Consider the following 24,165-nt stretch of genomic DNA (forward strand, 5'->3'; position numbering starts at 1 on the left):
TCATAAAAAAGCGCGTTAATTAACGCGCTTTTTTATTTCCGGAAAACAAAGTATTAACGCCCTTGCTTTTTCCGCTGCTTACGCATTTTGTCATGCTTGGCCTGACGAATAGAGGCGGTTTTCACCACAGAATCGCGACGGCGCTTACTGCGGTGTTTCACTTCTTTCTCTTTATCAGAGAACGGGTTTGACCCCTGACGGAATTCGAAACGGATCGGCGTACCTTTAATGTCCAAAACGCGGCGGAACGTATTAGCCAGGTAGCGCTTATAGTCTTCCGGTAAATCTTCAACCATGTTGCCGTGAACAATAATTCGCGGCGGGTTCGAACCACCCTGGTGTGCGTAACGTAATTTCGGACGACGACTGCGAATCATTGGTGGCTGATGGCTGGAAACGGCATCTTCCATAATTCGCGTCAGCATATTGGTTTGCCACTTAGCCATTGCCGAACGATAAGCCTGATCAACAGACTCGTATAAATGACCAACACCCGTTCCGTGTAATGCCGAAATAAAATGCATTTCAGCAAATGTCAGGAAGTCGAAACGCCGATCAATCTCATCTTTAACGCGCTGTTTTTCATAAGCGTCCATGCCATCCCATTTATTGATGGCAATGACCAGTGCACGACCCGAGTTCAATACAAAGCTCAACATGTGCAGATCCTGCTCTACAATACCGTCACGGGCATCCAGAACAAGAATACAAACATGGCAATCCTGAATCGCTTGCAAAGTCTTAATGATGGAGAATTTTTCAGCCGCCTCATGAATGTTTTTACGACGGCGAACGCCTGCGGTATCAATAAGCGTGTAGTCCTGGCCGTGTCGCTCATACGGGATATACACACTGTCGCGGGTAGTACCGGCCTGGTCATATACTACCACCCGCTCCTCCCCCAGAAAGCGATTGACCAAAGTCGATTTGCCGACATTCGGACGACCAACAACGGCTATTTTTACGCCTTTAACGTTTAACGCTTCGTACTGCACCGGCTGTTCGGTTTCTTCTTCCTCTTCGTCGTAAACGTACTCCAGTTCACGATTCTGAGCTGCGGCTAATTCAGCCGCTTTCTTCTCTTTTTCTTCCGGCAGCTCGTCTAATACATAATCGATTAATGCGCTGATACCACGGTTATGCGCAGCGGCAATGGCCAGTGGCTCACCCATCGCCAATTCATAAAACTCGCCCAGCACCAGATCCGGATTACGGCCATCTATTTTGTTAACAACCAAATATGCTTCTTTATTGTTACGACGCAGATATTCAGAAATCATTCGATCGCCAGCAGTAATACCGGCGTTGGCATCTACCATAAAGAAAACAATGTCAGCTTCCTGCATGGCCTGAAAGCTCTGACTCGCCATTGCTTCATCAATGCCTTCTTCCTGACCACTTATCCCACCGGTATCGATGACAATGAATGGCCGATCACCAACTTTACCTTCGCCATACTTACGGTCACGGGTTAAGCCTGCAATTTCTGCCACCAAAGCATCGCGGCTTTTGGTTAAACGATTGAACAATGTGGATTTGCCAACGTTGGGACGACCAACCAGGGCGATTACAGGAACCATAAGTTAACTGCCTTTAAAAAACGAAAAGGCTGGCATCGGCCAACCTTGAAAATACTTCTGATAAATCATCAGTAACAGGGAGAATCAGTAATTCGTTACTTTTTGTCGCAGCAACCGAATGTTGCAGGCTAAACCGGGCATGAAGACATGCCCAGGGTTAGTGTCAAGAAAATAACGTGCTGCTGATCCTTGTCATTCTGAGTCTGAAGCAGACTCAATTGTGACCAACGCCAGCTCACCTGCGTTGGTATAAATCAGTACACCCTGATCTGTGGCAACCATAGGACTGCGAATTCCAAAATCGCGACCGCGCAACATGCGCCAATTGGTTGCTTCGCCCTGAGCCGGATAGCTGATGTGCAACGGCTTGGGACGCATGTGCAAACGGCCGACAAGCTCACCATCCACCTGACGCAGCAAGTGAACATAGCCTTCACCATCGGCAACCACGAGATAACTGCCATAAGCGATTACCTTGCCCAGCTCACGCTTCGTTAAGGCACTCTGCAACCACTGGCTGGCACCATTTCGCTGATCGTAAGCCTGGATACTACCGTCGTCCAGAGTCAGGTACAAAGAACCCAATGCCAATGCCGGACTGGTGTAAGAAGAACCCTCTTCTTCCCAATCGGTTTCTCCGGTTAACGACAACGCGGCTAATTTACCGTGGTAACTGGTGGCGTAGATACGGCCATCTTCCCAGATCGGACTGGCATCAACATCCACCAGACGTTCCAGTTCAGAACGACCATCCGGGATGGCCAGACGCTTATCCCAACGAGGAATACCCAGTGTCTTATCCAAAGCAACTACTTTGCCTGTAGCAAAACCGGTTACAACAAAATCATCCAGAACCAACGGTGTGCTGGTACCACGCACCGTTAATACTGGCATCGCGTGTTCATAAGACCAGGCTTGTTTACCATCCAGACGTTCGAAAGCGCTTATGCGTCCATCAACGGTGTGGACAAATACCCGACGCTCGTCAAAGCCCGCCGGAGAGATCGATTCACTGCTGAGAACCGCTTGCCACAGAGGTTCACCTTCGGTGCTCAGGCAATGCAGTATGCCATCACGGGTGGCTACAAATACCTGCCCGGAATCGACAACAACACCGCCAGTGATTGTCTGATCCAGATCAACCTGCCAGTTCTGCGAACCATCTTCCAGCTCAAGTGAATACAAACGCCCGGAACTGTCCGCTGCAAAAACCTGATCTCCGACAACGACGGCGCGCAATCTCGCATAAGCACTGCCCGGACCTTTGCCCAGTGTTTGTCGCCAGCTGACCGATAGCTCAGTCTTGGCTTCGAACTCAGGTAACAATCCTTGCGCTTCTTCCGCTTCCTTTTCAGGCGTACTGGAACAAGCAGATAAAGCAAAGGCCATCACAGCCGCTGATAACCAGGAAAAACGCACGAGAATTAAGACTCCTCAGCAACCAGTTCAACACTGGTCAGGTTATCGATTTTACGCTGTAACACCTGGGTGCTTATACCGGCCTCCTGAGCCGCGGCTTTGGCAGCAACGTAGGCACTGCGAGCCTCACTCATGTCACCTTTACGGTACAGTGCATCACCTTTTACTTCCTGAAACTGTGCAGCGTAAGCTGCATCAGGTTGCGCAGGAATTAACGCCAACGCCTCGTCGTTTTTATCCAGTTGCACCAGAATGTTGGCCAGTCGAACCTGTGCCGTCAGCTTGACAGGGCCTTCATCGGCTGCAGCAATAACAGACTTTAACTCGTTAACCGCGGTTTCGAAGTCGCCATTGTCAGCAGCAAAACGAGCCAGGAATAAACCACCGAACTGGCTGTATACCGTAGAGCTGAAATCTTTTTTCAGCTGTTCAGCAAGCGAGATCATTTCAGCTTTAACCGCGTCGGTCTGCTCGGCTGATGGCTGAGCCGCTTTGTCCACCAGTTGAGAATATACGGCCGACGCCGCCTCTCCGGTTGCACGAACGTTGTCCTGATAGGTATTCCAACCTAACCAGCCGCCGGCAACGACAACAACAGATAAAATCAGGCTGGTGCCATTTTCAGACCACCATTTCTTTAGTGCTTCGACCTGTTCTTCTTCCGTTTTAAATTCGTTCATTCCAAATCCTCTACCCCGGTTACAAATTACCGGCTGTTGTTATTCAAAATTAATTAATCTGTTGAGCAATCCAGGCCGCAACTTCTGCCTGAGGCATAGTTTGCTGATCCAGTTCACCGGATAAATCTTTTACCGTCGCCTGTTGCTCAGCAATTTCACTCTCACCGAGCAGAATGGCAAAACGGGCGCCACTTTTATCAGCCTTTTTCATCTGGCTCTTGAAACTGCCGCCACCACAATGTGTCTGGATACGGAGCCAATCATGTTCGGTGCGAATCCGATCAGACAACAACAGTGCCGCTTTATCGGCACCGTCGCCCAGCGCACAAACATAAACATCAAGCGTATTCAGTACAGCATCCGGAACCAGATCCAGAGTTTCTAGCATAAGAATAAGACGCTCAACACCCATGGCAAAACCAACCGCAGGTGTTGGCTTACCGCCCAACTGTTCAACCAGACCGTCATATCGACCACCGGCACAAACCGTTCCCTGAGCACCCAACTTGTCGGTCACCCATTCAAATACGGTTTTACAGTAATAATCCAGACCACGTACCAAGCGCTGATTAATTTCGTATTTCACACCGGCTGCATCCAAAACGCTGCACAGCTTATCGAAATGTTCGCGACTCTCGTCATCGAGATGGTCATGCAGCGTTGGTGCATCGGCTAATAATGCCTGAGTTTGCTCGTTTTTACTGTCAAGAATGCGCAGCGGATTCGATTCAAGACGACGTAAACTGTCTTCATCTAACTGATCTTTACGTTCCGAAAGATAAGCAACCAACGCCTCTTTATATTGTCCACGGGCTTCATTGCTGCCCAGTGTATTCAGTTGCAGTGTTACTGCGTTGGTCAGGCCAAGCATTTTCCAAAGCCGCGCCGTCAGCAGGATCACTTCCGCGTCGATATCGGCCGTTGCGATACCAAACGTCTCTACACCTATCTGGTGGAACTGACGATAGCGACCTTTTTGCGGGCGTTCATGTCGAAACATTGGGCCAGTGTACCAAAGGCGCTGAGTCTGATTGTACAATAAGCCGTGTTCCTCACACGCACGAACACAGCTGGCGGTGCCTTCCGGTCGCAGAGTCAAACTATCGCCGTTACGATCATCGAAGGTGTACATTTCTTTTTCGACGATATCCGTCACTTCACCAATAGAGCGTTTAAACAGATTGGTCTGCTCAACAATTGGCATGCGGATTTCGCCGTATCCATAACCAGCCAACAGCTCTTTTACTGTGCCTTCCAGATATTGCCAAACCGGAGTCTCATTTGGCTTGATATCGTTCATGCCACGAATGGCCTGAATTTTTTTACTCATAATCGTTTTTTACTCGTTAATCATCTGCTGCCCGACACAACATCAGGCATCAGTAACAATCATATCTTTGCGTTGTTCTTCCAACTCAGCAGCGCGCTCACGGATCAAACGCTCAAGATCATCCACCAGATTGTCGTTGTTCACTTTTTGCTGCGGCTTACCGTCGATGTAGACCAGGTTTGGCTGACCACCAGCGAGACCAACATCGGTCTCCTTAGCTTCGCCAGGACCATTCACTACACAACCAATCACCGAAACGTCCATTGAGGTTCGGATGTCTTCAACCCGCATTTCCAGCTCGTTCATGGTTTTGATCACATCAAAGTTCTGGCGAGAACAGCTTGGACAAGCAATAAAGTTGATACCCCGGGAACGCAGCTTTAACGACTTGAGCATGTCCCAACCCACTTTCACTTCTTCAACCGGATCAGCTGCCAGAGACACACGAATCGTGTCACCAATGCCTTCCCACAAGAGCAAACCCAGGCCAATCGACGATTTCACCGTACCGCCACGCAGACCGCCCGCTTCGGTAATACCCAGATGTAATGGTTGGTCAATCTGCTCTGAAATCTTTTTGTAAGCCGCCACCGTCATAAAAATATCGGATGCTTTAAGGCTCAGTTTGTAATCCAGAAAGTCCAGTTGATCGAGGATATCGATGTGGCGCATGGCCGATTCAACTAATGCATCGGGAGTGGGTTCGCCGTATTTTTTCTGCAGGTCTTTTTCCAAAGAGCCGGCATTAACACCGATTCGAATCGGAATGTTGCGCTCGCGGGCGGCATCAACCACCGCTCGCACTCGATCTTCACGTCCAATATTACCGGGGTTAATCCGCAGACAATCAACACCAAGCTGTGCAACACGCAGGGCAATGCGGTAGTCAAAATGAATATCCGACACCAGAGGAATACTGACTTGTTTACGAATTTCGCCAAACGCTTCCGCCGCTTCCATGGTTGGAACGGACACACGGACAATATCAGCACCAGCATCCTGGGCACGCATAATCTGTGCAACGGTGGCATCAATATCCGTAGTTTCGGTATTGGTCATGGTTTGGATGGCAATCGGGGCACCGCCGCCAACCGGCACATTCCCCACCATAATCTGGCGAGTTTTACGACGTTTTATCGGATTTTCAAACAGGCCGCTCATAATTCATTCCCGCTAACTGCCGACAGCGATTGCTGATATTGCTTGTATTCTTTTGAGTCCGGGAAATTCTGCTTCAGCTCAGACGCAAATTGAATCGCACGATCAGTGTTCTGACTGATGGCAGCCAATTTAATCCCGAGCCACAGGCTATGGGCATTGTGCTGCGTTTGCTGGCGCTTAGCCAAACGATCCAGACGATCAAAGTATTTTTGCGATTCGCTGTAGTTTTGTGCTTCAAACAGCAAAGTTGAGATATTCCCAAGGGCATCGACGTTGTAGGGCATGATTCGCAGGGATTCACGATACGACTTTACTGCAAGGTCCGGTTTCCCCCAACGATAGGCATTGATCGCAAGATCATTATGGGCCGCCACACGGTTCTCGTAATACCGGTTCCCAGCGACGACGGTTAACTCATCGTTGGCTTCTTCGAAGCGCTTGGTTCGGGTGTAGATTCGCCCTAGATGGTGTTTGGCTTGGCTGAACTGCTCATCAAGACTGATGGCTGTTTTGAACGACTCTTCCGCCAGATCCAACTCACCCTCAGCTTGCCATAACAATCCCATTGCATCGTGCGCCGGAGCAAAGTCAGGATTGATATCCAGCGCCCGGTTTAAGCGCTGACGCGCCCAGTCAAAACGACCATTCTTGATATACGCCAACCCCAGCTGGGTGTAATTCTCAACCGCCTTATCCGGGGACGCCTTCTTGTTAAACGGACTTTCAACGACAGTGACACAAGCACTAAGTAACAATGTCAGCATGGCTGCAGCCAGGTATTTGGTCCAGCGATTTCCCTTCGACATTAATGACGAGCCTCAGATTGAACTTCAGATTCATCCAGTTGTACCGCATTAATGTATTTCGCGCTACGACGAGTTCTGTCTTGTACCCGACCAACCAGCTGGCCACAAGCGGCATCAATGTCGTCGCCACGCGTGGAACGGATAGTGACAATATGACCAGCGTTAATCAGATGATCACGGAAACGATAGGTACGGTTGTTACTGGGACGCTTATAACCGGAATTCGGAAACGGATTAAAAGGTATGAGGTTAATTTTACACGGCACCTGCTTCATCAGTTGCGCTAATTGTTCTGCGTGTTCCAGCTCATCATTCACACCATCGATCAAGGTGTACTCAATGGTGGCTTTGCGACGGTCTGGTAATTTATCGAGGTAACGATTGACCGAAGCAATCAATTCTTTGATAGGGTACTTTTTATTCAGTGGCACTAACTGATTGCGCAATTCATCATTGGGCGCGTGCAACGAAATTGCCAGCGATACATCGGTAATTTCACCCAGCTTATCAATCTTCGGCACCACACCTGAGGTACTCAGGGTTACACGGCGTTTCGACAAGCCATAAGCGTTGTCTTCCATCATCAATGCCATGGCATCAACAACGTTATCAAAATTCAGCAGCGGTTCTCCCATGCCCATCATCACCACATTGGTGATTTTACGCTCACGGCGTTCGCCCGGCTCATGGAATGCCATTGCGGCAACATATACCTGGCCAATGATTTCGGCGGCACTTAAATCGCGGTTAAAACCCTGCTTACCCGTAGAGCAGAACGAACAGTCCAGCGAACAGCCAATCTGCGAGCTGACACACAAGGTGCCGCGTTCTTTCTCGGGAATGTAAACAGTTTCAACCGAGCTACCACCTTCCATACGCATTACCCATTTGCGGGTACCGTCTTTGGAAGTTTCGTCATAGATCACTTCCGGCAGTTTCACTTCGCTAATGGCCGCCAGCTTGGCACGCAGGCCTTTGCTCATGTTGGTCATCTTGTCGAAGTCAGCTTCACCGTATTGGTGAATCCATTTCAACATCTGTTGCGCACGGAATTTCTTTTCACCCATATCGGCAAAAAAAGCTTCCATCTTCTGCGGGGATAATCCCAGTAAATTAATTTTTTCAGCAGTATCAGACATCGAATTGGTTACCTGGAGATACTGTCAGCGAACTGACAAACAAGGTGCTTCCTGACGGGCAACGGAAGGCGTCCGACGCCTTCCGAACATTTGCCGGAGAACCGAGTCCTCCGGCAACAAGTGCTTAGCGAGGGCAGATTTCTTCAGCAGCGAAGAAGTAATCAATTTCGCGAGCAGCAGACTCAGCAGAGTCAGAACCGTGTACAGCGTTCGCATCAATGCTCTGAGCGAAGTCAGCGCGGATGGTGCCAGCGTCAGCTTCTTGTGGGTTAGTTGCACCCATCAGCTCACGGTTTTTAGCGATTGCGCCTTCACCTTCCAGAACCTGTACAACCACAGGACCAGAAGTCATGAAACCAACCAGATCTTTGAAGAAAGGACGCTCAGCATGCTCAGCGTAGAAACCGCCAGCTTTTTCGTCGTCCAGTTGCAGCATTTTAGCCGCAACGATTTGCAGGCCAGCTTTCTCGAAACGAGCCAGGATTTCACCGATTACGTTTTTGCCAACTGCGTCTGGTTTAACGATAGACAGGGTGCGTTCTACAGCCATTATAAGCTCCTAAATAGTCAATTAATGGTTAAAAGTGTTTACGAAAAATAAAACCCGCGGATTATACGCACCTTTTGATGAAAATTGTACGCGTATTCAGTGGATTCCGGGTAAAAATTATGACCTGCGCAACAAGCTAATGACTCGGCCAACCTCTGCGATGGTATTGTCGATATCTTCTTCAGTGGTAAAGCGCCCGACCGAGAAACGTAAACCAGCGTGAGCCAGCTCATCGCTGCGACCAATTGCCTTAAGCACATAGGATGGCGCGACACTGGCTGAATTGCAGGCAGAACCCGATGACACCGCAACCTTCGCCAGCGATGCCAAGAGAATCTCGCCATCTACCCCAGCAAAACTGGCATTCAGATGACCAGCACTGCGCTGCTGAAGATCGCCGTTGAGATAAACCTCACCCAACGCTTCCAGCCCCTGCCATAAACGATCACGCAGACCGCAAATGCGTCGTTCATCCTCTTGCAGCTCTTCATTTGCAATGCTCGCCGCCTCACCAAATCCGACCAATTGATGCGTTGCCAAGGTACCCGACCGCATGCCCCGCTCATGGCCACCGCCGTGAATCTGAGCCATCAACTTAACCTGAGGGTTTCGTCTTACATACAAAGCACCAACGCCTTTCGGGCCATACATTTTGTGGGCAGAAACAGACATTAAGTCAACGCCCCAGGCATTAACATCCACTTTCTGTTTGGCCATTGCCTGTGCAGCATCGACATGCAGCAGCGCTTTATGGCCTTTCAATTGCGCGCTAACGGCGGCGATATCAGTTTTGGTACCAAGTTCATTATTCACCGCCATCAAAGATACTAAGCAGGTGTGCTCTGTCAGCGCCGCGGCAACCTGATCAGCACGGATAAGGCCATCAGCGTCCGGAGTCAGATAACTGACCTCCACCCCTTTACTTTGAAGATATTCGCAGGCGTCCAGGATTGCTTTATGTTCAATCGCGGAGGTAATGATGTGCAGTGGTTGATCAGGGTCTTCAGACCATCGTTGCTCAATCACGCCTTTCAACGCCAGGTTATTGCTCTCCGTTGCACCGGATGTCCATACAATCTCACGTGGATCGGCAGCTAACAGATCCGCCACCTGACGGCGTGCGTTTTCCACGGCCTGCTCGGCCTGCCAACCAAATTTATGGGATCGGGACGCCGGGTTGGCAAAATTGCCATCCAGCGTCAGACATTGCGCCATTATCTCAGCGACTCGGGGGTCTACAGGAGTGGTAGCAGCGTAATCGAGATAAATGGGTTTCATGGAGAGCCGTCTATGTCTGTCAGGAAAATGGCCCATTGTCGACAAGCGGTCCGGCACGTCAAGCCCAGACCACTAAAGAAGCGTTTCTGACCCAATCAGGCCAGTGCAACTTCCTCGTTCAGAATGGCATCAATACGCTTGGCGTTGTTTTCTTCCTGACGATCAGCGACCTGCCGAACTTCCTCACGTTCAATCAGACTTTTAAGCGTAATGCTGCGCAGGAAAGCATGAATCTGATCACTCAGATCGATCCATAAATGATGGGTCAAACACGAATCACCGTTCTGGCAGTCACCCTTGCGGTTGCATTTTGTCGCATCCATGGACTCGTTAACAGCATCGATGATTTCCGCGACGTGAATCTCGTCGTCATTGCGACTCAGACGATAACCACCGCCCGGACCGCGGACACTGGCTACCAGCCCATTACGTCGGAGTTTTGAAAATAACTGTTCAAGATAAGAAAGGGAGATTCCCTGGCGACCGGAGATATCACTCAGACTCACAGGTCCACTTTGGGCATGAATTGCCAGGTCCAACATGGCAGTTACCGCATAGCGGCCTTTTGTTGTTAAGCGCATAACGCCACCTCTGATCTAATCACGGTGGCATTATGCTGATACCCGACTATTTTAGTCAACTATTTTTGAGCAGAGTTTTGCACATCGCCAACGTCCGCACTGGCGCCTTCACTGAGGGCCTCCGTTTCCTCACCCAACGCAACAAACGTTTCTTGCTCCAGCTCAGGCAAAGCCTCATTGCAAGTATTATCGCCGAGGTCGCTTAACGCCTTGCACATGCTATCAATCTTACGATCTACCGCATGCATATGATCCATCATATTGTGGATCGAACGAGCGATTGGATCGGGCATTTCATCAGCAATACCATAAGCATCGAAACCCATTTTTTCTGCTATTTCCTTACGACGACTGGCTTGTTCGTCTGTCGCCTTACGCACAATACGCCCTGGAATTCCGACAACGGTTACCGCTTCCGGTACTTCTTTAGTAACAACCGCATTGGAACCGATCCGCGCATTTTCGCCAACCACAATAGGGCCAAGTACTTTGGCACCCGCCCCGACGACAACACCGTTTTTCAGCGTCGGATGACGCTTGCCTTTGTTCCAGCTGGTACCACCTAAGGTCACACCATGATAGAGGGTACAGTCATTGCCAATCTCGGCGGTTTCGCCGATAACAACCCCCATACCGTGATCAATAAAAAACCGCCGGCCAATAGTTGCACCGGGATGAATCTCGATACCTGTCATCCAGCGGCTGAAGGTGGACAGAAAACGTGACAACCACTTAAAATTGTTGCGCCACAGCCAGTTGGCCATTCTGTAATGTACAATCGCATGCACACCTGGATAGGTCGTGATCACCTCAAAGGTGTTACGTGCCGCCGGATCACGTTCAAAAACGCAGGCGATATCTTCACGAATATTTCTGATACTCAATCGGAGTCTCCGGTCCTTACTGCGTCCTGATGTACAGTCTGTACTTTTTGCTGACGCTGAACGGCACTGAATATGCCGCGTAAAATATTAACTTCCATTTTGTCGACACCCGCTCGCTGGAACAAACGACGCAAGCGCGACATGGTCTGCTTAGGTGTATTGGGGTCCAGAAAGCCAATATCAACCATCACTCGCTCCAAATGATGCAACATACCGTTGAGCTGTTCATGATTCGCCAGTTCATAATCCCATTCGACCCCCCAAGCCGATTCGGCCGGAACTTTTTCGGGCTCGGAGATCGCTGCCAGGCGCATTTCATAGCACATCACCTGAATGGCCTGGGCGACGTTCAAAGAAGAAAAGTCTTCATCCGTCGGAATATGCACATGCGCATGGCACAGGTGCAGTTCGTCGTTGGTTAGACCACTCGATTCGCGTCCGAATACCAATGCAATGTTATTACCATTGACCGCCGCACCGGCAGCCTTGGTAGCGCATTCACGGGGGGTCATCAATGGCCAGGGAATGTAACGACTGCGTGCACTGGTACCCACAACCAAGCCACAGTCAGCAATGGCCTCCTCCAACGTGTTCACAATGCGCGCTCGCTGCAGAATATCTTCTGCACGTGACGATCGCTGAATCGCTTCCTCATCGATAGCTGCCTTGGGATCGACCAACACCAACTGGCTGAGCCCCATATTTTTCATTGCCCGGGCAGCTGCGCCGATATTGCCGGAATGAGTGGTATTGACCATAACAATCTCAATATTGTCGAGCATAACGGGGTCTGATCTCCGGTGATTAAAGGGTGAAAACACAACAAAGGGCGACAGTGTAGCGCAAAAGCTCCGGCTGGTGATATAATCGCCGGTTCCCTGTTCTTTAAGAGATAGCAATTCCTATGCAGCCCATGGTTAACCTGGCGTTGCGCGCCGCGCGTAATGCTGGTCAGGATTTAGTTCGCCGCCTCGATCGTTTTGATGCTTCGCAAAGCAGCGATCAGGAAAAAGCCAAGTTCATTGCAGACTGCACTATCGGTCTGGAGAAAGGCATTATTTTCGAGCTGAAAAAATCCTTACCGGAACACAATTTCCACGGCCGTGAAACCGGTGACAATATTACCGATGAAAAGCAGCCGACCTGGCAAGTCTGTGTTATTGATGAGGTCTCTAACTTCCGCGTGGGAATTCCGTCTTTTGCGATTACCATCAGCTGCCTGCAAAGCGGCAAAACGGAACATGCCATCATGGTCAACCCAATGAATGGCGATGAATTCACTGCGTCACGTGGCCGCGGCACCCAACTGAACAACCGTCGTATTCGCGCCAGTAATGTGAGCACGCTGGAAGACAGTATCATCGGCTACACCCAACCACGCAGCAATAATGAAGAAGCATTCGAGCAACGCCAGCGCCTGCAAAACCTGATGGTGAAAAGTTATGACCTGCGCAATATCGGCTCCAACGCTCTGTCGCTGGCTTATGTCGCTGCGGACCGCTTTCAGGGTGCTTTACTGAGCAATGTTGACGAGTTTGCGTTGACCGCTGGCAGCCTGATTGCGTCAGAAGCGGGCTGCCTGCTGGCAGATGCCAGCGGTCAGCCACAGCTGAAAGCACCCGCCAATTTGGTTGTTAGTAACCCGCGCCTGCTAAAGGCACTGGTTGCACTGAAGTAACACTCCGTCACACAGCGCTACACAAATAATGTGATGTATCCCTTCCATTCCGGTGAACAGAACTATACTGAGTTGATTACCGGAAAGGGAGAGCATCACAATGCTGATATGGCAACAACTGACATTGATCATGCAATGGTACGCGGAGCCTCAGGGCTGTGATGAACTGGAACTTCACAAAGATCAGCACTAGTTGCAGAATCTCACATACAAAAAAGCCGCATCACCTGACGTGATGCGGCTTTTTTATTTTAGCGTGTGGGAATCAACGAATCGCTGACACGTCTTCTGCTTGTGGGCCTTTCTGACCACGAACCACGGTAAATTTAACGCGCTGACCTTCGGTTAACGATCGATGGCCCTGGCCACGGATCGAACGAAAGTGAACGAACACATCTTCACCTTCATCCCAGGTGATAAAACCAAAACCTTTTTTGACGTTAAACCATTTAACCACACCGCGCTCACGACCATCTTCCACGTCATTTTCCACAATGGTGCCACTGCCGCGGTAACGACGACGACGCGCCGGAACCAACTGTGCTGATACCAGGCTGATGACAAAAACAGCAACCGCCAGAGCCACCAGCACATCTGTCTGACTATTAAACGTCAGAGGGTATGCTGTCAGCATCAATGCTGGCAACAAAGCAGCAAAGACCAAAGCCACAATAATTTTACGAACAATCAATTTACCCATGTTTTCTCTCGTATCAATCGTTATTATCGTTTATCTCGACCTGTTTAACAGATTCAGTAGCAACAGTAATTCGCCGTAATTTAGTGCGAAACAAGCCGGTGAGTTCTATAACAAGTCGGCTATGAAAGCCCAATTCATCAAAAAAATCAACACGATAGAATAAGGTTGTAAAGTGTCAAACCAAGAAACTGATACAGCACATATCCAGGATCAGCGAATCACTGAGTTGGAAACCCGGATTCTGTATCTCGAAGATACGATTGAGAGCCTGAATTCAGAAATGGCTGAATTCTCACAACAGTTCGCACTGGCAAAAAATGCGCTGCAAATGATGCATAAAAAACTGGAGCAAGTGAGTGGCGATTCGGATGTATTCAACAATCCGGCTGACGAGCCGCCACCACCGCACTATTAGCGATCAGAAGCCACCCAAAGCCATCGATTTCAGCGCAGAATTTTGCCGCAATATCCGTTTGCGGCATCCTGATATTACTGAGCAGGCAAAAGCTTATAACACCTGACGATTACGCATCAGCACACTCACAGCCAAGCATAGAAGTGTGAACACCGCAGGCATAATAAAAATGTTGAGTGCTTTGAGTTGAGTACCGAGTGCTTCTATATCCTTATCCAGCTCATGCTGAACCGCACGTAACTCCTGACGAATTTCCACTTTCTGACGCTGAAAATCTGCCAAAGCCAACTGCTGTTCAGTGGATAGCGTCAGCACCTGATTAGTACCGTCTTTTTGTTGCTGCAATTGCTCCAACTGCGCTTCAGTCTCCTGCAAGCGTTGCTGCAAACGCTGTTCGCTGACAAGAAAACGCGCTTCGGCCTGAACACGAAGTGCTTCAACTTTTTCAAATGGTCGTGTGTATTGACCGCGCGCTCTCAAGCTGATCAGCTCAGGACTGCCGGAGAGCTGATCCACCAGGTTGATCGTCATATTGCCATTGTCGGCCCAGGGAGAGGCAATCCGCTGGCCGAAGAAATTCTGCACCTGAACCCACAAACGATCGGTCAGTACATCGGAGTCCGCCACCAGAGTAACGGCCAGCTGGTCGCCTTGTTGTATGTGGTTATCCGCTAGCACACCATCCACGCCGTCGGGATACGCACTACTGGCCGAGCCAGTAACCTGTATTGCAAGGTTGAACTTCTGATTTGCTGACATAAAGCCGCGCTGTAACTCAATCAGATCAATACCAGAGCGCAACCGATCAGCTTCGATTAGCTGTGCATCGGTTGATGAGAACAACCAGGGAGTGAATTCCGTGGTTGCATCTGCTGTCGCGGTAAAAGCACCGGCACTGCTCAGATTCAAACTCTCTAACTCTGCCGTAGCAACGTTGCTGGTGTCGGTACTTTCAGCCCCCAAAGACAACAATCCAAAATGACGAATCGGAGGCCGGTTATTCCCCTGATTCACAACCAACGCATTGGCTGCATCCAGCACCACCTGATCAGCATTCCAATCAACTCCCCAATTCTCCAGTAAAGCGTTCAACGTCGTCGCTGAACCACTATCAGCAACCGCCATCTGCCCAGGAACTGTCGACTCAACAACCGGATCGAGGAACGCTAAAATGCGTCCACCTCTCAAGGCGAACTGATCGATCGCGTACAACGCCTGAGAATCTAACTCTGGAGGCTGGATTAACAACAATAAATCGACATCATCCGCAATCGATTCAATGTCTGCAGTTATTGACCGGACCTCATACTGCTGATCCAGCTGCTCAATCGCCATCCACGGAGGAGAAGGACGACCACTGCGGGGATCAAAGCCGCCACGCACATCCAGACCAGATAACAGTGCAATGACCGGCGCACTGGATTGCTGTAACTGATATATCAACTGAGTCACTTCGTACTCGAGAAAGGCCTCTTTATCCGGCTGAAGAAATGGCAATACCGCACGACTCCCATCTTGCGCAATGATTGCCAGACCAAAATATAATTCATCACCAAAACCCGATACCGGCACAGCCTGAAGCCCCATTTCTGTGGCCTGGTCTTCCTGTTCAGAAAAAGGTTCAGGATCAATCAGCGACAAACGTAACTGGCCATTAGAATGTAAAACATATTCCGCTAATAACTCCCGAACCTGTTGTGCATAAGCGCGCAGAGATGTCAGCTCTTCACTCGCTTTTTGCGAGAAAAACAGCTGTATTTCAAGCGGCTTTTCGATCTTCGCAAGAATCGCCTTGCTGCCTGGCGACAGAGTAAACAGCCCCTGCTCCGTCAGATCCAGCCGGGTGCTGGTACCTAATTGGTTGATGGCACCCGCCGCTAATAAAAAAGCAGCGAATAACAAAATGAAAAATGAGGATTTTAATTTCATGATGCTTCCTTATTGCGCCTTTTTAATAGTCAGAATCTGAGTCGTAGCGAATAGCCACACGATAATAGTCAGCAGGAAAAACAACACATCTCGCAAATCCACAACACCACGGGACAGCGCTTCAAAGTGTGTCATAAAACTCAGACTGGCAACGAAGTCAGTCACAGCAGATGAACCAAAACTTCGAAATACATCAAGCACCATAGGCAAGCCACTCAACATCAACAGAAAACACACCAATACTGCCAGAATAAAAGCCACAATCTGATTACGACTGAGCGCCGACATACAAGAGCCTACTGCGATAAAAGCGCCGGCCATCAACCAACTGCCTAAATAGCTGGTGAGAATAACGCCATTATCAGGGGAGCCAAGGTAATTAACGGTGATCCATAACGGAAACGTAAATATCAGCGCCATACCAGCAAATAACCAGGCTGCCATGAATTTACCGGTAACGGCTTGCCACAAGGTAATCGGCAAAGTCATTAGTAACTCAATTGAACCAAGCTGACGCTCCTGCGACCATAAACTCATTGCAATGGCGGGCATGAAGAACAGAAATAACCACGGATGAAAACCAAAGAAAGGCACCAAATCAGCCTGGCCCCTGAGATAGAAATTACCCAGGTAGAAAGTGAATGCACCCGACATCACCAGAAAAATAAAAATAAAAACATAGGCTACCGGCGTGGAAAAATACGCCGCCAATTCACGCTTACAAATAATCCAGGTATTCATCTTTGCCTCCTTATAGCTGTGTTTTCAGATCAGGTTGAGTCAAAGAACGGAAGACATCATCCAGTCGTCCGCGCTCAATCGTTAATGATTCAAGCGGCCAATTCTGCTGCTCAATGAGTGCTGAAATCTCGGGATACAGCTGGACGTTCTTTTTCGGGAGTAACAAATAACTCAGCCCCTGTTGCTGCTCATCGACTTCGATAACATCATCCAAAGCCGAAAAACGGGCTACTGCATCAATAACCGGCTGCTGAAAACGTATCGAGATAGCCTGGTGATAACGTGAACGTGCCTCCAGCTCTGCGGGGGTGCCATCAATAACCTTCCGACCCTGGGCGATGATCATCGCCCGAGAGCATACAGAGGTAACCTCTTCGAGAATGTGAGTAGAGACAATAACAATCTTGTCGTCGGACAAATTTTGAATCAACTGACGTACCTGTTGCTTCTGGTTTGGGTCCAGACCATCAGTTGGTTCATCGAGAATCAGAATGCGTGGGTCATGCAACAGGGTTTGTGCCAGGCCAACGCGACGCTTATACCCTTTGGACAACGTATGGATAGGTTGTGCCACCGCATCTTTCAAATCCAATTGGTTCACAACGCTGGCGATACGACGCTTTAACTCCGCACCGCTGAAACCACGAATTTCAGCGATAAACCTTAAAAATGCCAGTACCGTCATATCACCGTAAGCTGGTGCACCTTCGGGCAAATACCCCATCAGCGACTTCGCCTTAATTGGCTGCCTTCCAATATCATGACCAAAAATGGATACCGATCCGGAAGTCGGCCGCAAAAACCCGGTTATCATCTTCATGGTGGTCGACTTACCGGCTCCATTGGGGCCCAAAAACCCCAATACCTCTCCCGGACTGACCTCAAATGACAACTGATCAACAGCACAAAAATCGCCAAACTGTTTGGTTAACTGATCTGCTTTTATCATGTGTTTTATTCCTTGCTTCACCTGCGATGCACCGGGGATCACGCCGGCCATCGCCCTGTCACGGCTATGTCTACCATAAAGAAAGCCCTTATTGGTGAGGATTGACATTTTTCGACATATTCGCTGCAACAGCCGCCAGCGGCAGAAATCCGAACCTGATTGCCCCGTGGCAATTTTTAACCGGGGACTTGACTCAGGATAGCGTTTTGATCAACACAGCCACCAAGGTAAACTAGCGGCCGACCCGGCCTTTTGCCGGTTCATAAAGTGTCATCTTAAGAGTGTTACCTATGAAGTTTATTAAAGCCCTGCGCCGCACCTTATATCGCTGGCAGCAGAAATTGCTCTACGGGGTTATCAAAACCCATATCATTGGCCCGGATGTCAAAGAGTTTAATCTCGATCCGGACAAGCCGGTGGTTTACGCCCTGTGGTCTCCGTCCCATGCTGAGCAACTGGTAATTGATCGCGAAGCCAGTCAGTTTGGCTGGAGCAGTCCGTATGAAGATCGGTTGAATCGCCGACTCCCCGCCAAACCCTTTTTCCATATTTACAAACGCACAGGGGTCTTCCGTCGCCAGGGCTCACCGATTGTGGCGAAACAATTGATCAGCCAGGCGGAATGGCTTGCTGAAGATGAACAGCGTGATATTCAGATTGTTCCGGTTCGTGTGATGTGGGGCCGCGCACCCGATAAAGAAGGCTCTTTCCTGCGCATCTGGCTACAAAACAGTGGCGCGCTCGGCGGTCGGCTGGTGACGCTGATGGCCATCCTACTGAATGGCCGCAACACCTTTGTTCATTTCTCCAAGCCAATGTCATTGCGTGAGCTGTATGAAGCTGACAAAACTCCGGAAGTTTTGGCGCGTAAAGTATCCCGTATTCTGAGAGTCCATAATCGTCAGGTCTCTGCTTCTGTTCTTGGCCCTGATTTATCTCACCGCCGGACTCTGGTGCATCAGATTCCGCGTAAGCCGATGGTGCTGAAAGCCATTCAGGAGGAAGTGAACGATAAAGGCACCAGTAAAGCCAAAGCGCAGCAGCAAGCGTCGAAGTATGCTGATGAGATTGCTTCCAATATTTCTTACACCAACGTGCGTTTCCTGGATCTGGTTTTAACCTGGGTATGGAACAAGATTTATAACGGTGTGAACCTGCATAATATCGAGCACCTGAAAGAAATCAGCAAAGACAATGAAATCATCTATGTGCCCTGTCATCGCAGCCACATTGATTATCTGCTGTTGTCTTATGTGCTGTATCACAACGGCTTACAACTGCCACAAATTGCAGCGGGTATTAACCTGAATATGCCGGTTATTGGTCCGATTCTGCGCCGTGGTGGGGCGTTCTTTATGCGTCGCACGTTCCGCGATAACAAACTCTACGCTGCAGTATTTGATGAATATCTGCATTCCGTATTTACCCACGGATATTCAGCAGAGTATTTTGTTGAAGGTGGCAGAAGTCGCACCGGCCGCACCCTGAGCCCTAAAGCTGGCATGCTGGCAATGACCTTACGCAGTTACCTGCGAGATTCTAAGAAGCCGATTATATTTATGCCGGTTTATACCGGTTATGAAAAAGTATTTGAAGCAAGCAGCTACCTTGGCGAATTGCGCGGTAAGAAAAAAAAGAAGGAAAGCTTACTGGGCGTCTTTGGTACCCTCAAGTCGTTTAAAAATTCCTTCGGTAAGGTACATGTTACGTTTGGCAAACCGATTTACCTGACTGAATTTCTTAATGAGCAGCAGCCGGGCTGGCAGCAACAGGACTTCAGCAGCTGCGATTATCGTCCTGAATGGGCGCCTGCAGTGGTGAATACTCTGGCAAATCAGGTTGTTACTGAGATTAATCGCGCGACATCGATTAACCCTATTAACCTCATTGCCCTGAGTATTCTGTCAGCACCGCGCCAGGCAATGGATGAGCAATTACTGGTGCGTCAGATGGAATCTTACCGTGATCTGATTGAACAAACGCCATACAGCACGTTAACGGCACTGCCTCCCGGAACCGGTAAAGACTGGTTGGCCTACGCGGAAGCGCTGGGTGTGTTCTCGCGCAGTAAGCATCCGATGGGAGACCTTATTCAAACTGATGATCGCCAGGCCGTTACCCTGACGTATTACCGCAATAACGTACTGCACCTCTTTGCACTGCCATCTCTGATTGCCTGTTTGTTTGTTAACAACCAACGCTATACCCGCGATCAGGTTGTGCAAATGGCTAAACAAACCTACCCATTCCTGCAAGCAGAGTTATTTTTACATTGGGATATTAACGAGCTGGATAGCGAAGTGAATAACTGGTTGGATGCTCTGGTGAATAAGGGTTACCTCTACGAAAATGAAGCAGGTTTCCATGCAACACCGGCCAGCAGTAATGAGTTTGCCATGCTGCGTGGTCTGGCTGATAACGTGATGCAAACTCTGGAGCGTTACTTCCTGACACTGAGCTTGCTCAACCGACGGGGATCGGGACAGCTCAACGCTAAAGAAGCGGAAGAACAAAGCACACTGCTGGCACAACGCATCAGCCTGCTATATGGTATTAATGCTCCTGAATTCTTCGACAAGGCACTATTCCGCACCCTGATTCAGCAATTGCTGCAAAAAAATCTTCTTACCAAGGATGATAATGGCAGCCTGTGTTTTGATGACTCTATGGATAGTCTGACTCAGTCACTGCAGGCTATTCTTGATGGCGAGCTCCGCCAGAGTATTTTACGCAGTCTTGAAGCGGATCTTGAAACCGATGAGCAAGACACGCCTGACTGACTTATCGATCATCAACCAAAAAAGCCCGCGGTATTAAAATACTGCGGGCTTTTTTACGTGCTTTATAGTTATTCAGGCGGCGCCACTTTAGCTTTGACGTATACATCAAAGCGATTGGCTTTCCCCACCAACGCATAAGTCGGCTCAACATCGGCTAGTGGCCTGGCTTTTCGGGCACGTTTAACAACAACTCGACAGCGTGCGCACGCCATCGCACGGCTTAACAAATCATCAGCATCTGTATCCTGACCCACCACCTGACGAAATGCCTGCATATCTTTTTTAACTTGCGCTTTATTCTTCTCATCATGCTCAAACATAGGGTCCAGATAAACAACATCGGCACAGTCAGCAACCTCTGTAGCCGGTTTAAGTAGCTCGTGACTGGAACCAAGATGCAGAGATATCCGCGCAATGATATCGCTGATTTCAACATCACTGGCGCCCCGGCTTAGTCCATCCGACAGAAGCGCTGCAATTACCGGCTGGCGCTCAAACGCGGTCACCTGACAACCCAGGGTTGCGAGAACAAAGCTGTCACGGCCAAGGCCCGCCGTAGCATCAATAACGCTCGGCTTATAAGCTGTCACACCAATCGCTTTGGCAATGTCCTGCCCCTGACCGCCACCAAATTTTCGCCGATGCGCGGCCGCACCCTGAGAAAAATCGACTTGCACCTGAGTTCGTTTTTTCCCTGGCTTGACGCCGCCCTGCTGTAAACTCAAACCAGTGAAATCCAGACACAAATGAAAGCCATCGGTTTGCAATAGCGTTTTCGGAGCCAGAGTCAAAGCAAAACGCTGGCATATGGCCAGCGCTTCATCTTTTAACGCATTGTCCAGACAGATCAGTTCAGCCATAGAGAACGATTAAATAAAGAAAAGGACGAGAATGCCGCCCAGAATGAGGCGATAAATCACGAATGGCATCATGCCAATTTTGTTAATAAACGCGAGGAAATAATAAATACAAATCCAGGCACTGATGGCAGAAAGACCCGCTCCCAAAGCAAGAGATGTCCAGTCTACCGGCGCTGATGAATTTACCAGATCCAGTGTTTTTAACCCACCTGCTGCGAGAATCAATGGGATCGACAATAAAAAAGAAAAACGTGCGGCTTCAACCCGGTGTAAGCCAACCAGCAGAGCGGCAGTAATGGTAATACCGGAACGAGAGGTACCGGGAATCAGCGCCAACGCTTGAGCCAGGCCAATGATTACCGCCATCATCAACGTCATATGAGTCAAAGTGATCCCATCTTTGCGACTTTTATCAGCAAAACCCAGTAATAAACCAAAACCAATAGTAGCGGCAGCAATCACTGCCGTTGAACGCAGGTTAGCTTCAATCCAGTCATCCAGCAGTAACCCGGCCAGCCCCGCGGGAATGGTTGCCACCACAACGTACCAAGCCAGTTTTGCTTCGGTATTCGGGGTTGGCGTGAATCCGGTTTTCATCCAGTTCAAAGCCAGTACGCCAATATCACGGCGAAAATACAAAATAACCGCCGCCAACGTTCCCACATGAACAGCAACATCAAATGCCAATCCCTGATCATCCCAACCGAACAGGCGCGACGGCAAAATCAGGTGAGCAGAGCTGGAAATAGGTAAGAATTCGGTGAGTCCCTGCAATAGTGCCAGAACGATAATTTCAATCAGATCCACAGTTGTTCCCTAACAGGCATATGCCCTTAACGTTTTAATAAACTTGGTTGTTCGTCGAGTTTCTTCCAGGCAACAGAATCGCGTAAGTAAACCGGGGCATGCTGTTCTTCATTACCAAACTTATCATTGTCCCAGGCATCACCCACCAGCGACGTCATATATTCCGTCTTTGGTAAAACATCGGCAAAACATATTTCTTTCTTAAACTGTCCGCGTAATGACTCAAGTGTGAGTCCATCACCGGCAAATACTCCATTAAATTCAGCCAGTTGCTCGATGCAAGACTCAGGAGTAGACACATGCTCCTGCCCCTGAAGTTCTACCAGGCCATTTTCCTGCAACCGGAAAATAGCCCAAAACACTTCGCCCATATGAGCATCCATGATGGCTGTAATTTCTTGTCCCGAAGTAAATCCTTGCTGCTGAGCCAGCTGTTGGGCAATTGCCTGGAGTGACGAAACGCCATATAGGGGCAGATTTAATGCCAGTGCGATGCCTTGCATAACGGACGCCGCAATACGTATACCGGTAAAAGAACCTGGGCCACGGCCGTACGCAATACCATTGAGTTCGGATTTCTTTACCCCGGCGATATTAAGAATTTCATCAACCATAGGTAAGAGACGCTGAGCGTGTCTGCGCGGCTGTTCTTCGCATAAGTGATAGGCTTTCCCGGAACTTAACAAAGATACCGAACATAAGCTGGAAGAGGCATCCAGAATCAGAATATTTGCCATAACTTGGACAATCTCAGGAGTAAAAAGCGGCGCGAGTATACCATAGCGACTCATCTGCGTTCACAACAAGTTGTTAACAGACAGGCATAAAAAAACCCGGCGAACCGGGCTTTTCTAACGAGAGCTATTACTTAGCTGCCGCTTTTGGTGGACGACCACGGCGCTTTGGAGCTGCGTCTTTTGCTGGTGCCGCTGCAGCAGCCTTTGGTGGACGACCGCGACGCTTAGGAGCCGCATCTTTTGCAGGAGCTGCTGCCTTCGCTTTAGCTGGACGACCGCGACGCTTTGGAGCTGCATCTTTTGCCGGTGCAGCTTCAGCAGCCTTAGGTGGGCGACCGCGACGCTTAGGAGCCGCGTCTTTTGCAGGAGCCGCAGCCACTGCTTTTGGTGGACGACCACGGCGCTTAGGAGCTGCCTCTTTTGCAGCAGCTGGCTTAGCTTTCGCTGGGCGGCCTGGCTTTGCTTTTGGCTTAGCTGCTTTTTCTGCTGCTACCGCTTTGGCTTTCAGCTTTTTGGCGGCTGTTTTAGCTTTTGCATCTTCTTTCTTAGCGCGAGCTTTTACTTTTGCTGCATCTTGCTTAGCACGTGCTTTACGCCATTTCTTCTCGAAATCCGCAACAGCTTTAGCAAGATCGGCATCCGCTTTAGCAGCCAGAGACGCTTCAAATGCAGCAGCCGCTTCTTTTGCAGCTACTGCTGTCGCTTCAGCTTTTGCTTCAATTTCAGCAACTTTCAGCGCAGTGTTCGCTTCACGCAGTGCAGCTTTAACAGTTTGCAGTTTTGCTTTTTCAGCTTTTACTTTTGCATTTGCAGAAGTTGCTGCGCGTTTTGCCGCAGCAGTTGCTTTAGCAGCAGTTGCTTTGGTTTTCGCTGCAGCAGCTTTCTTTTCAGCCGCTTCGACTTTAGTTTGTTGAGTCGCAACTGCTTTAGTTGCTTTTTCAACAGCCTTAGTGGCCGCTACAACTGCTTTTGGCAGAGCTGGTACTTCAGCTTTTTTTGCAGCTGGCTTACGTCCGCGTTTCGCAGGAGCTTTCTTTGGTCGTGCCATGGTTAGTCCTCGATTTATTTTGCCTGATCAGAAATCGTAGTAGGTACAGTAATCAGCTGTACAATAACTATTCGAAGCAATAATAGTATTTTTATTTTGAAAAACCAAAAAAA

23 protein-coding genes are annotated in these 24,165 nt (G+C 49.3%); 3 read left to right on the forward strand and 20 right to left on the reverse strand.

Annotation, left to right across the window (positions count from 1 at the left end; translation table 11 throughout):
• Positions 1 to 53: 53 nt before the first annotated feature.
• From der to MK185_08730, 12 genes are all read right to left on the reverse strand, one after another.
• Entirely contained in the window at positions 54 to 1,580 is a 1,527-nt protein-coding gene (gene der / locus MK185_08675) for a ribosome biogenesis GTPase Der (GenBank protein ID MCH2040694.1), read from the reverse strand.
• Positions 1,581 to 1,772: 192 nt separating this feature from the next.
• Positions 1,773 to 2,999 carry an outer membrane protein assembly factor BamB gene (gene bamB, locus MK185_08680; protein ID MCH2040695.1) on the reverse strand — a complete coding sequence of 409 codons (1,227 nt, stop codon included), beginning with the start codon at positions 2,997 to 2,999 and terminating at the stop codon, positions 1,773 to 1,775.
• 5 nt (positions 3,000 to 3,004) lie between these two features.
• The gene (locus MK185_08685) at positions 3,005 to 3,679 is read right to left on the reverse strand and encodes a tetratricopeptide repeat protein (GenBank protein ID MCH2040696.1); all 675 of its coding nucleotides are present in this window, start codon (positions 3,677 to 3,679) and stop codon (positions 3,005 to 3,007) included.
• 49 nt (positions 3,680 to 3,728) lie between these two features.
• Entirely contained in the window at positions 3,729 to 5,009 is a 1,281-nt protein-coding gene (hisS, locus tag MK185_08690) for a histidine--tRNA ligase (GenBank protein ID MCH2040697.1), read from the reverse strand.
• Between the two features lie 42 nt (positions 5,010 to 5,051).
• Positions 5,052 to 6,170: a flavodoxin-dependent (E)-4-hydroxy-3-methylbut-2-enyl-diphosphate synthase gene (gene ispG, locus MK185_08695; protein ID MCH2040698.1), complete on the reverse strand. Its 1,119-nt coding sequence runs from the start codon at positions 6,168 to 6,170 to the stop codon at positions 5,052 to 5,054.
• Positions 6,167 to 6,976, reverse strand: coding sequence for a tetratricopeptide repeat protein (locus MK185_08700; GenBank protein MCH2040699.1), 810 nt, complete (start codon positions 6,974 to 6,976; stop codon positions 6,167 to 6,169). Before MK185_08700 ends, ispG begins: the two co-directional genes overlap by 4 nt.
• Entirely contained in the window at positions 6,976 to 8,115 is a 1,140-nt protein-coding gene (gene rlmN / locus MK185_08705) for a 23S rRNA (adenine(2503)-C(2))-methyltransferase RlmN (protein ID MCH2040700.1), read from the reverse strand. The genes MK185_08700 and rlmN overlap by 1 nt, the downstream gene beginning before the upstream one ends.
• A 124-nt stretch (positions 8,116 to 8,239) precedes the next feature.
• Positions 8,240 to 8,665, reverse strand: coding sequence for a nucleoside-diphosphate kinase (ndk, locus tag MK185_08710; protein ID MCH2040701.1), 426 nt, complete (start codon positions 8,663 to 8,665; stop codon positions 8,240 to 8,242).
• Positions 8,666 to 8,782: 117 nt separating this feature from the next.
• Positions 8,783 to 9,943: an IscS subfamily cysteine desulfurase gene (locus MK185_08715; GenBank protein MCH2040702.1), complete on the reverse strand. Its 1,161-nt coding sequence runs from the start codon at positions 9,941 to 9,943 to the stop codon at positions 8,783 to 8,785.
• 95 nt (positions 9,944 to 10,038) lie between these two features.
• Positions 10,039 to 10,524 carry a Fe-S cluster assembly transcriptional regulator IscR gene (iscR, locus tag MK185_08720; protein MCH2040703.1) on the reverse strand — a complete coding sequence of 162 codons (486 nt, stop codon included), beginning with the start codon at positions 10,522 to 10,524 and terminating at the stop codon, positions 10,039 to 10,041.
• A gap of 59 nt (positions 10,525 to 10,583) precedes the next feature.
• On the reverse strand, positions 10,584 to 11,408 hold the full coding sequence (cysE, locus tag MK185_08725) for a serine O-acetyltransferase (protein ID MCH2040704.1): 825 nt from the start codon (positions 11,406 to 11,408) through the stop codon (positions 10,584 to 10,586).
• Entirely contained in the window at positions 11,405 to 12,190 is a 786-nt protein-coding gene (locus MK185_08730) for an RNA methyltransferase (protein ID MCH2040705.1), read from the reverse strand. The genes cysE and MK185_08730 overlap by 4 nt, the downstream gene beginning before the upstream one ends.
• A 122-nt stretch (positions 12,191 to 12,312) precedes the next feature.
• Between MK185_08730 and MK185_08735 the strand changes: the two genes are divergently transcribed.
• Positions 12,313 to 13,086, forward strand: coding sequence for an inositol monophosphatase (locus MK185_08735; protein ID MCH2040706.1), 774 nt, complete (start codon positions 12,313 to 12,315; stop codon positions 13,084 to 13,086).
• A gap of 265 nt (positions 13,087 to 13,351) precedes the next feature.
• On the opposite strand, the gene MK185_08740 is transcribed toward MK185_08735, so the two are convergent.
• Positions 13,352 to 13,567: a cold shock domain-containing protein gene (locus tag MK185_08740; protein MCH2040707.1), complete on the reverse strand. Its 216-nt coding sequence runs from the start codon at positions 13,565 to 13,567 to the stop codon at positions 13,352 to 13,354.
• Positions 13,568 to 13,958: 391 nt separating this feature from the next.
• Here MK185_08740 and MK185_08745 point away from each other — a divergent pair, with 391 nt between their 5' ends.
• Positions 13,959 to 14,201: a SlyX family protein gene (locus MK185_08745; GenBank protein ID MCH2040708.1), complete on the forward strand. Its 243-nt coding sequence runs from the start codon at positions 13,959 to 13,961 to the stop codon at positions 14,199 to 14,201.
• A gap of 93 nt (positions 14,202 to 14,294) precedes the next feature.
• On the opposite strand, the gene MK185_08750 is transcribed toward MK185_08745, so the two are convergent.
• From MK185_08750 to MK185_08760, 3 genes are read right to left on the reverse strand one after another with little or no spacing between them, the layout of a single operon-like run.
• On the reverse strand, positions 14,295 to 16,130 hold the full coding sequence (locus tag MK185_08750) for a GldG family protein (GenBank protein ID MCH2040709.1): 1,836 nt from the start codon (positions 16,128 to 16,130) through the stop codon (positions 14,295 to 14,297).
• Between the two features lie 9 nt (positions 16,131 to 16,139).
• Positions 16,140 to 16,871: an ABC transporter permease gene (locus MK185_08755; GenBank protein ID MCH2040710.1), complete on the reverse strand. Its 732-nt coding sequence runs from the start codon at positions 16,869 to 16,871 to the stop codon at positions 16,140 to 16,142.
• A 10-nt stretch (positions 16,872 to 16,881) separates the two neighbouring features.
• Complete coding sequence (locus tag MK185_08760; GenBank protein MCH2040711.1) at positions 16,882 to 17,820, reverse strand: ABC transporter ATP-binding protein; 939 nt, start codon at positions 17,818 to 17,820, stop codon at positions 16,882 to 16,884.
• A gap of 290 nt (positions 17,821 to 18,110) precedes the next feature.
• Between MK185_08760 and plsB the strand changes: the two genes are divergently transcribed.
• Positions 18,111 to 20,600 (forward strand): glycerol-3-phosphate 1-O-acyltransferase PlsB, encoded by a 2,490-nt coding sequence (gene plsB / locus MK185_08765; protein MCH2040712.1) that lies wholly within the window; start codon positions 18,111 to 18,113, stop codon positions 20,598 to 20,600.
• Between the two features lie 68 nt (positions 20,601 to 20,668).
• On the opposite strand, the gene MK185_08770 is transcribed toward plsB, so the two are convergent.
• From MK185_08770 to MK185_08785, 4 genes are all read right to left on the reverse strand, one after another.
• Positions 20,669 to 21,460 carry a class I SAM-dependent methyltransferase gene (locus tag MK185_08770; protein ID MCH2040713.1) on the reverse strand — a complete coding sequence of 264 codons (792 nt, stop codon included), beginning with the start codon at positions 21,458 to 21,460 and terminating at the stop codon, positions 20,669 to 20,671.
• Between the two features lie 9 nt (positions 21,461 to 21,469).
• A complete protein-coding gene (locus MK185_08775) occupies positions 21,470 to 22,267 on the reverse strand; it encodes an undecaprenyl-diphosphate phosphatase (GenBank protein MCH2040714.1) in 798 nt (265 codons plus the stop codon).
• 26 nt (positions 22,268 to 22,293) lie between these two features.
• A complete protein-coding gene (gene tsaB, locus MK185_08780; GenBank protein MCH2040715.1) occupies positions 22,294 to 23,004 on the reverse strand; it encodes a tRNA (adenosine(37)-N6)-threonylcarbamoyltransferase complex dimerization subunit type 1 TsaB in 711 nt (236 codons plus the stop codon).
• A 127-nt stretch (positions 23,005 to 23,131) separates the two neighbouring features.
• Positions 23,132 to 24,052 carry a hypothetical protein gene (locus tag MK185_08785; protein ID MCH2040716.1) on the reverse strand — a complete coding sequence of 307 codons (921 nt, stop codon included), beginning with the start codon at positions 24,050 to 24,052 and terminating at the stop codon, positions 23,132 to 23,134.
• Between the last annotated feature and the right edge of the window lie 113 nt (positions 24,053 to 24,165).

The organism is Saccharospirillaceae bacterium (genome assembly GCA_022448365.1).
In the GTDB taxonomy this organism is placed as follows: Bacteria; Pseudomonadota; Gammaproteobacteria; order Pseudomonadales; family Oceanobacteraceae; genus Bacterioplanoides.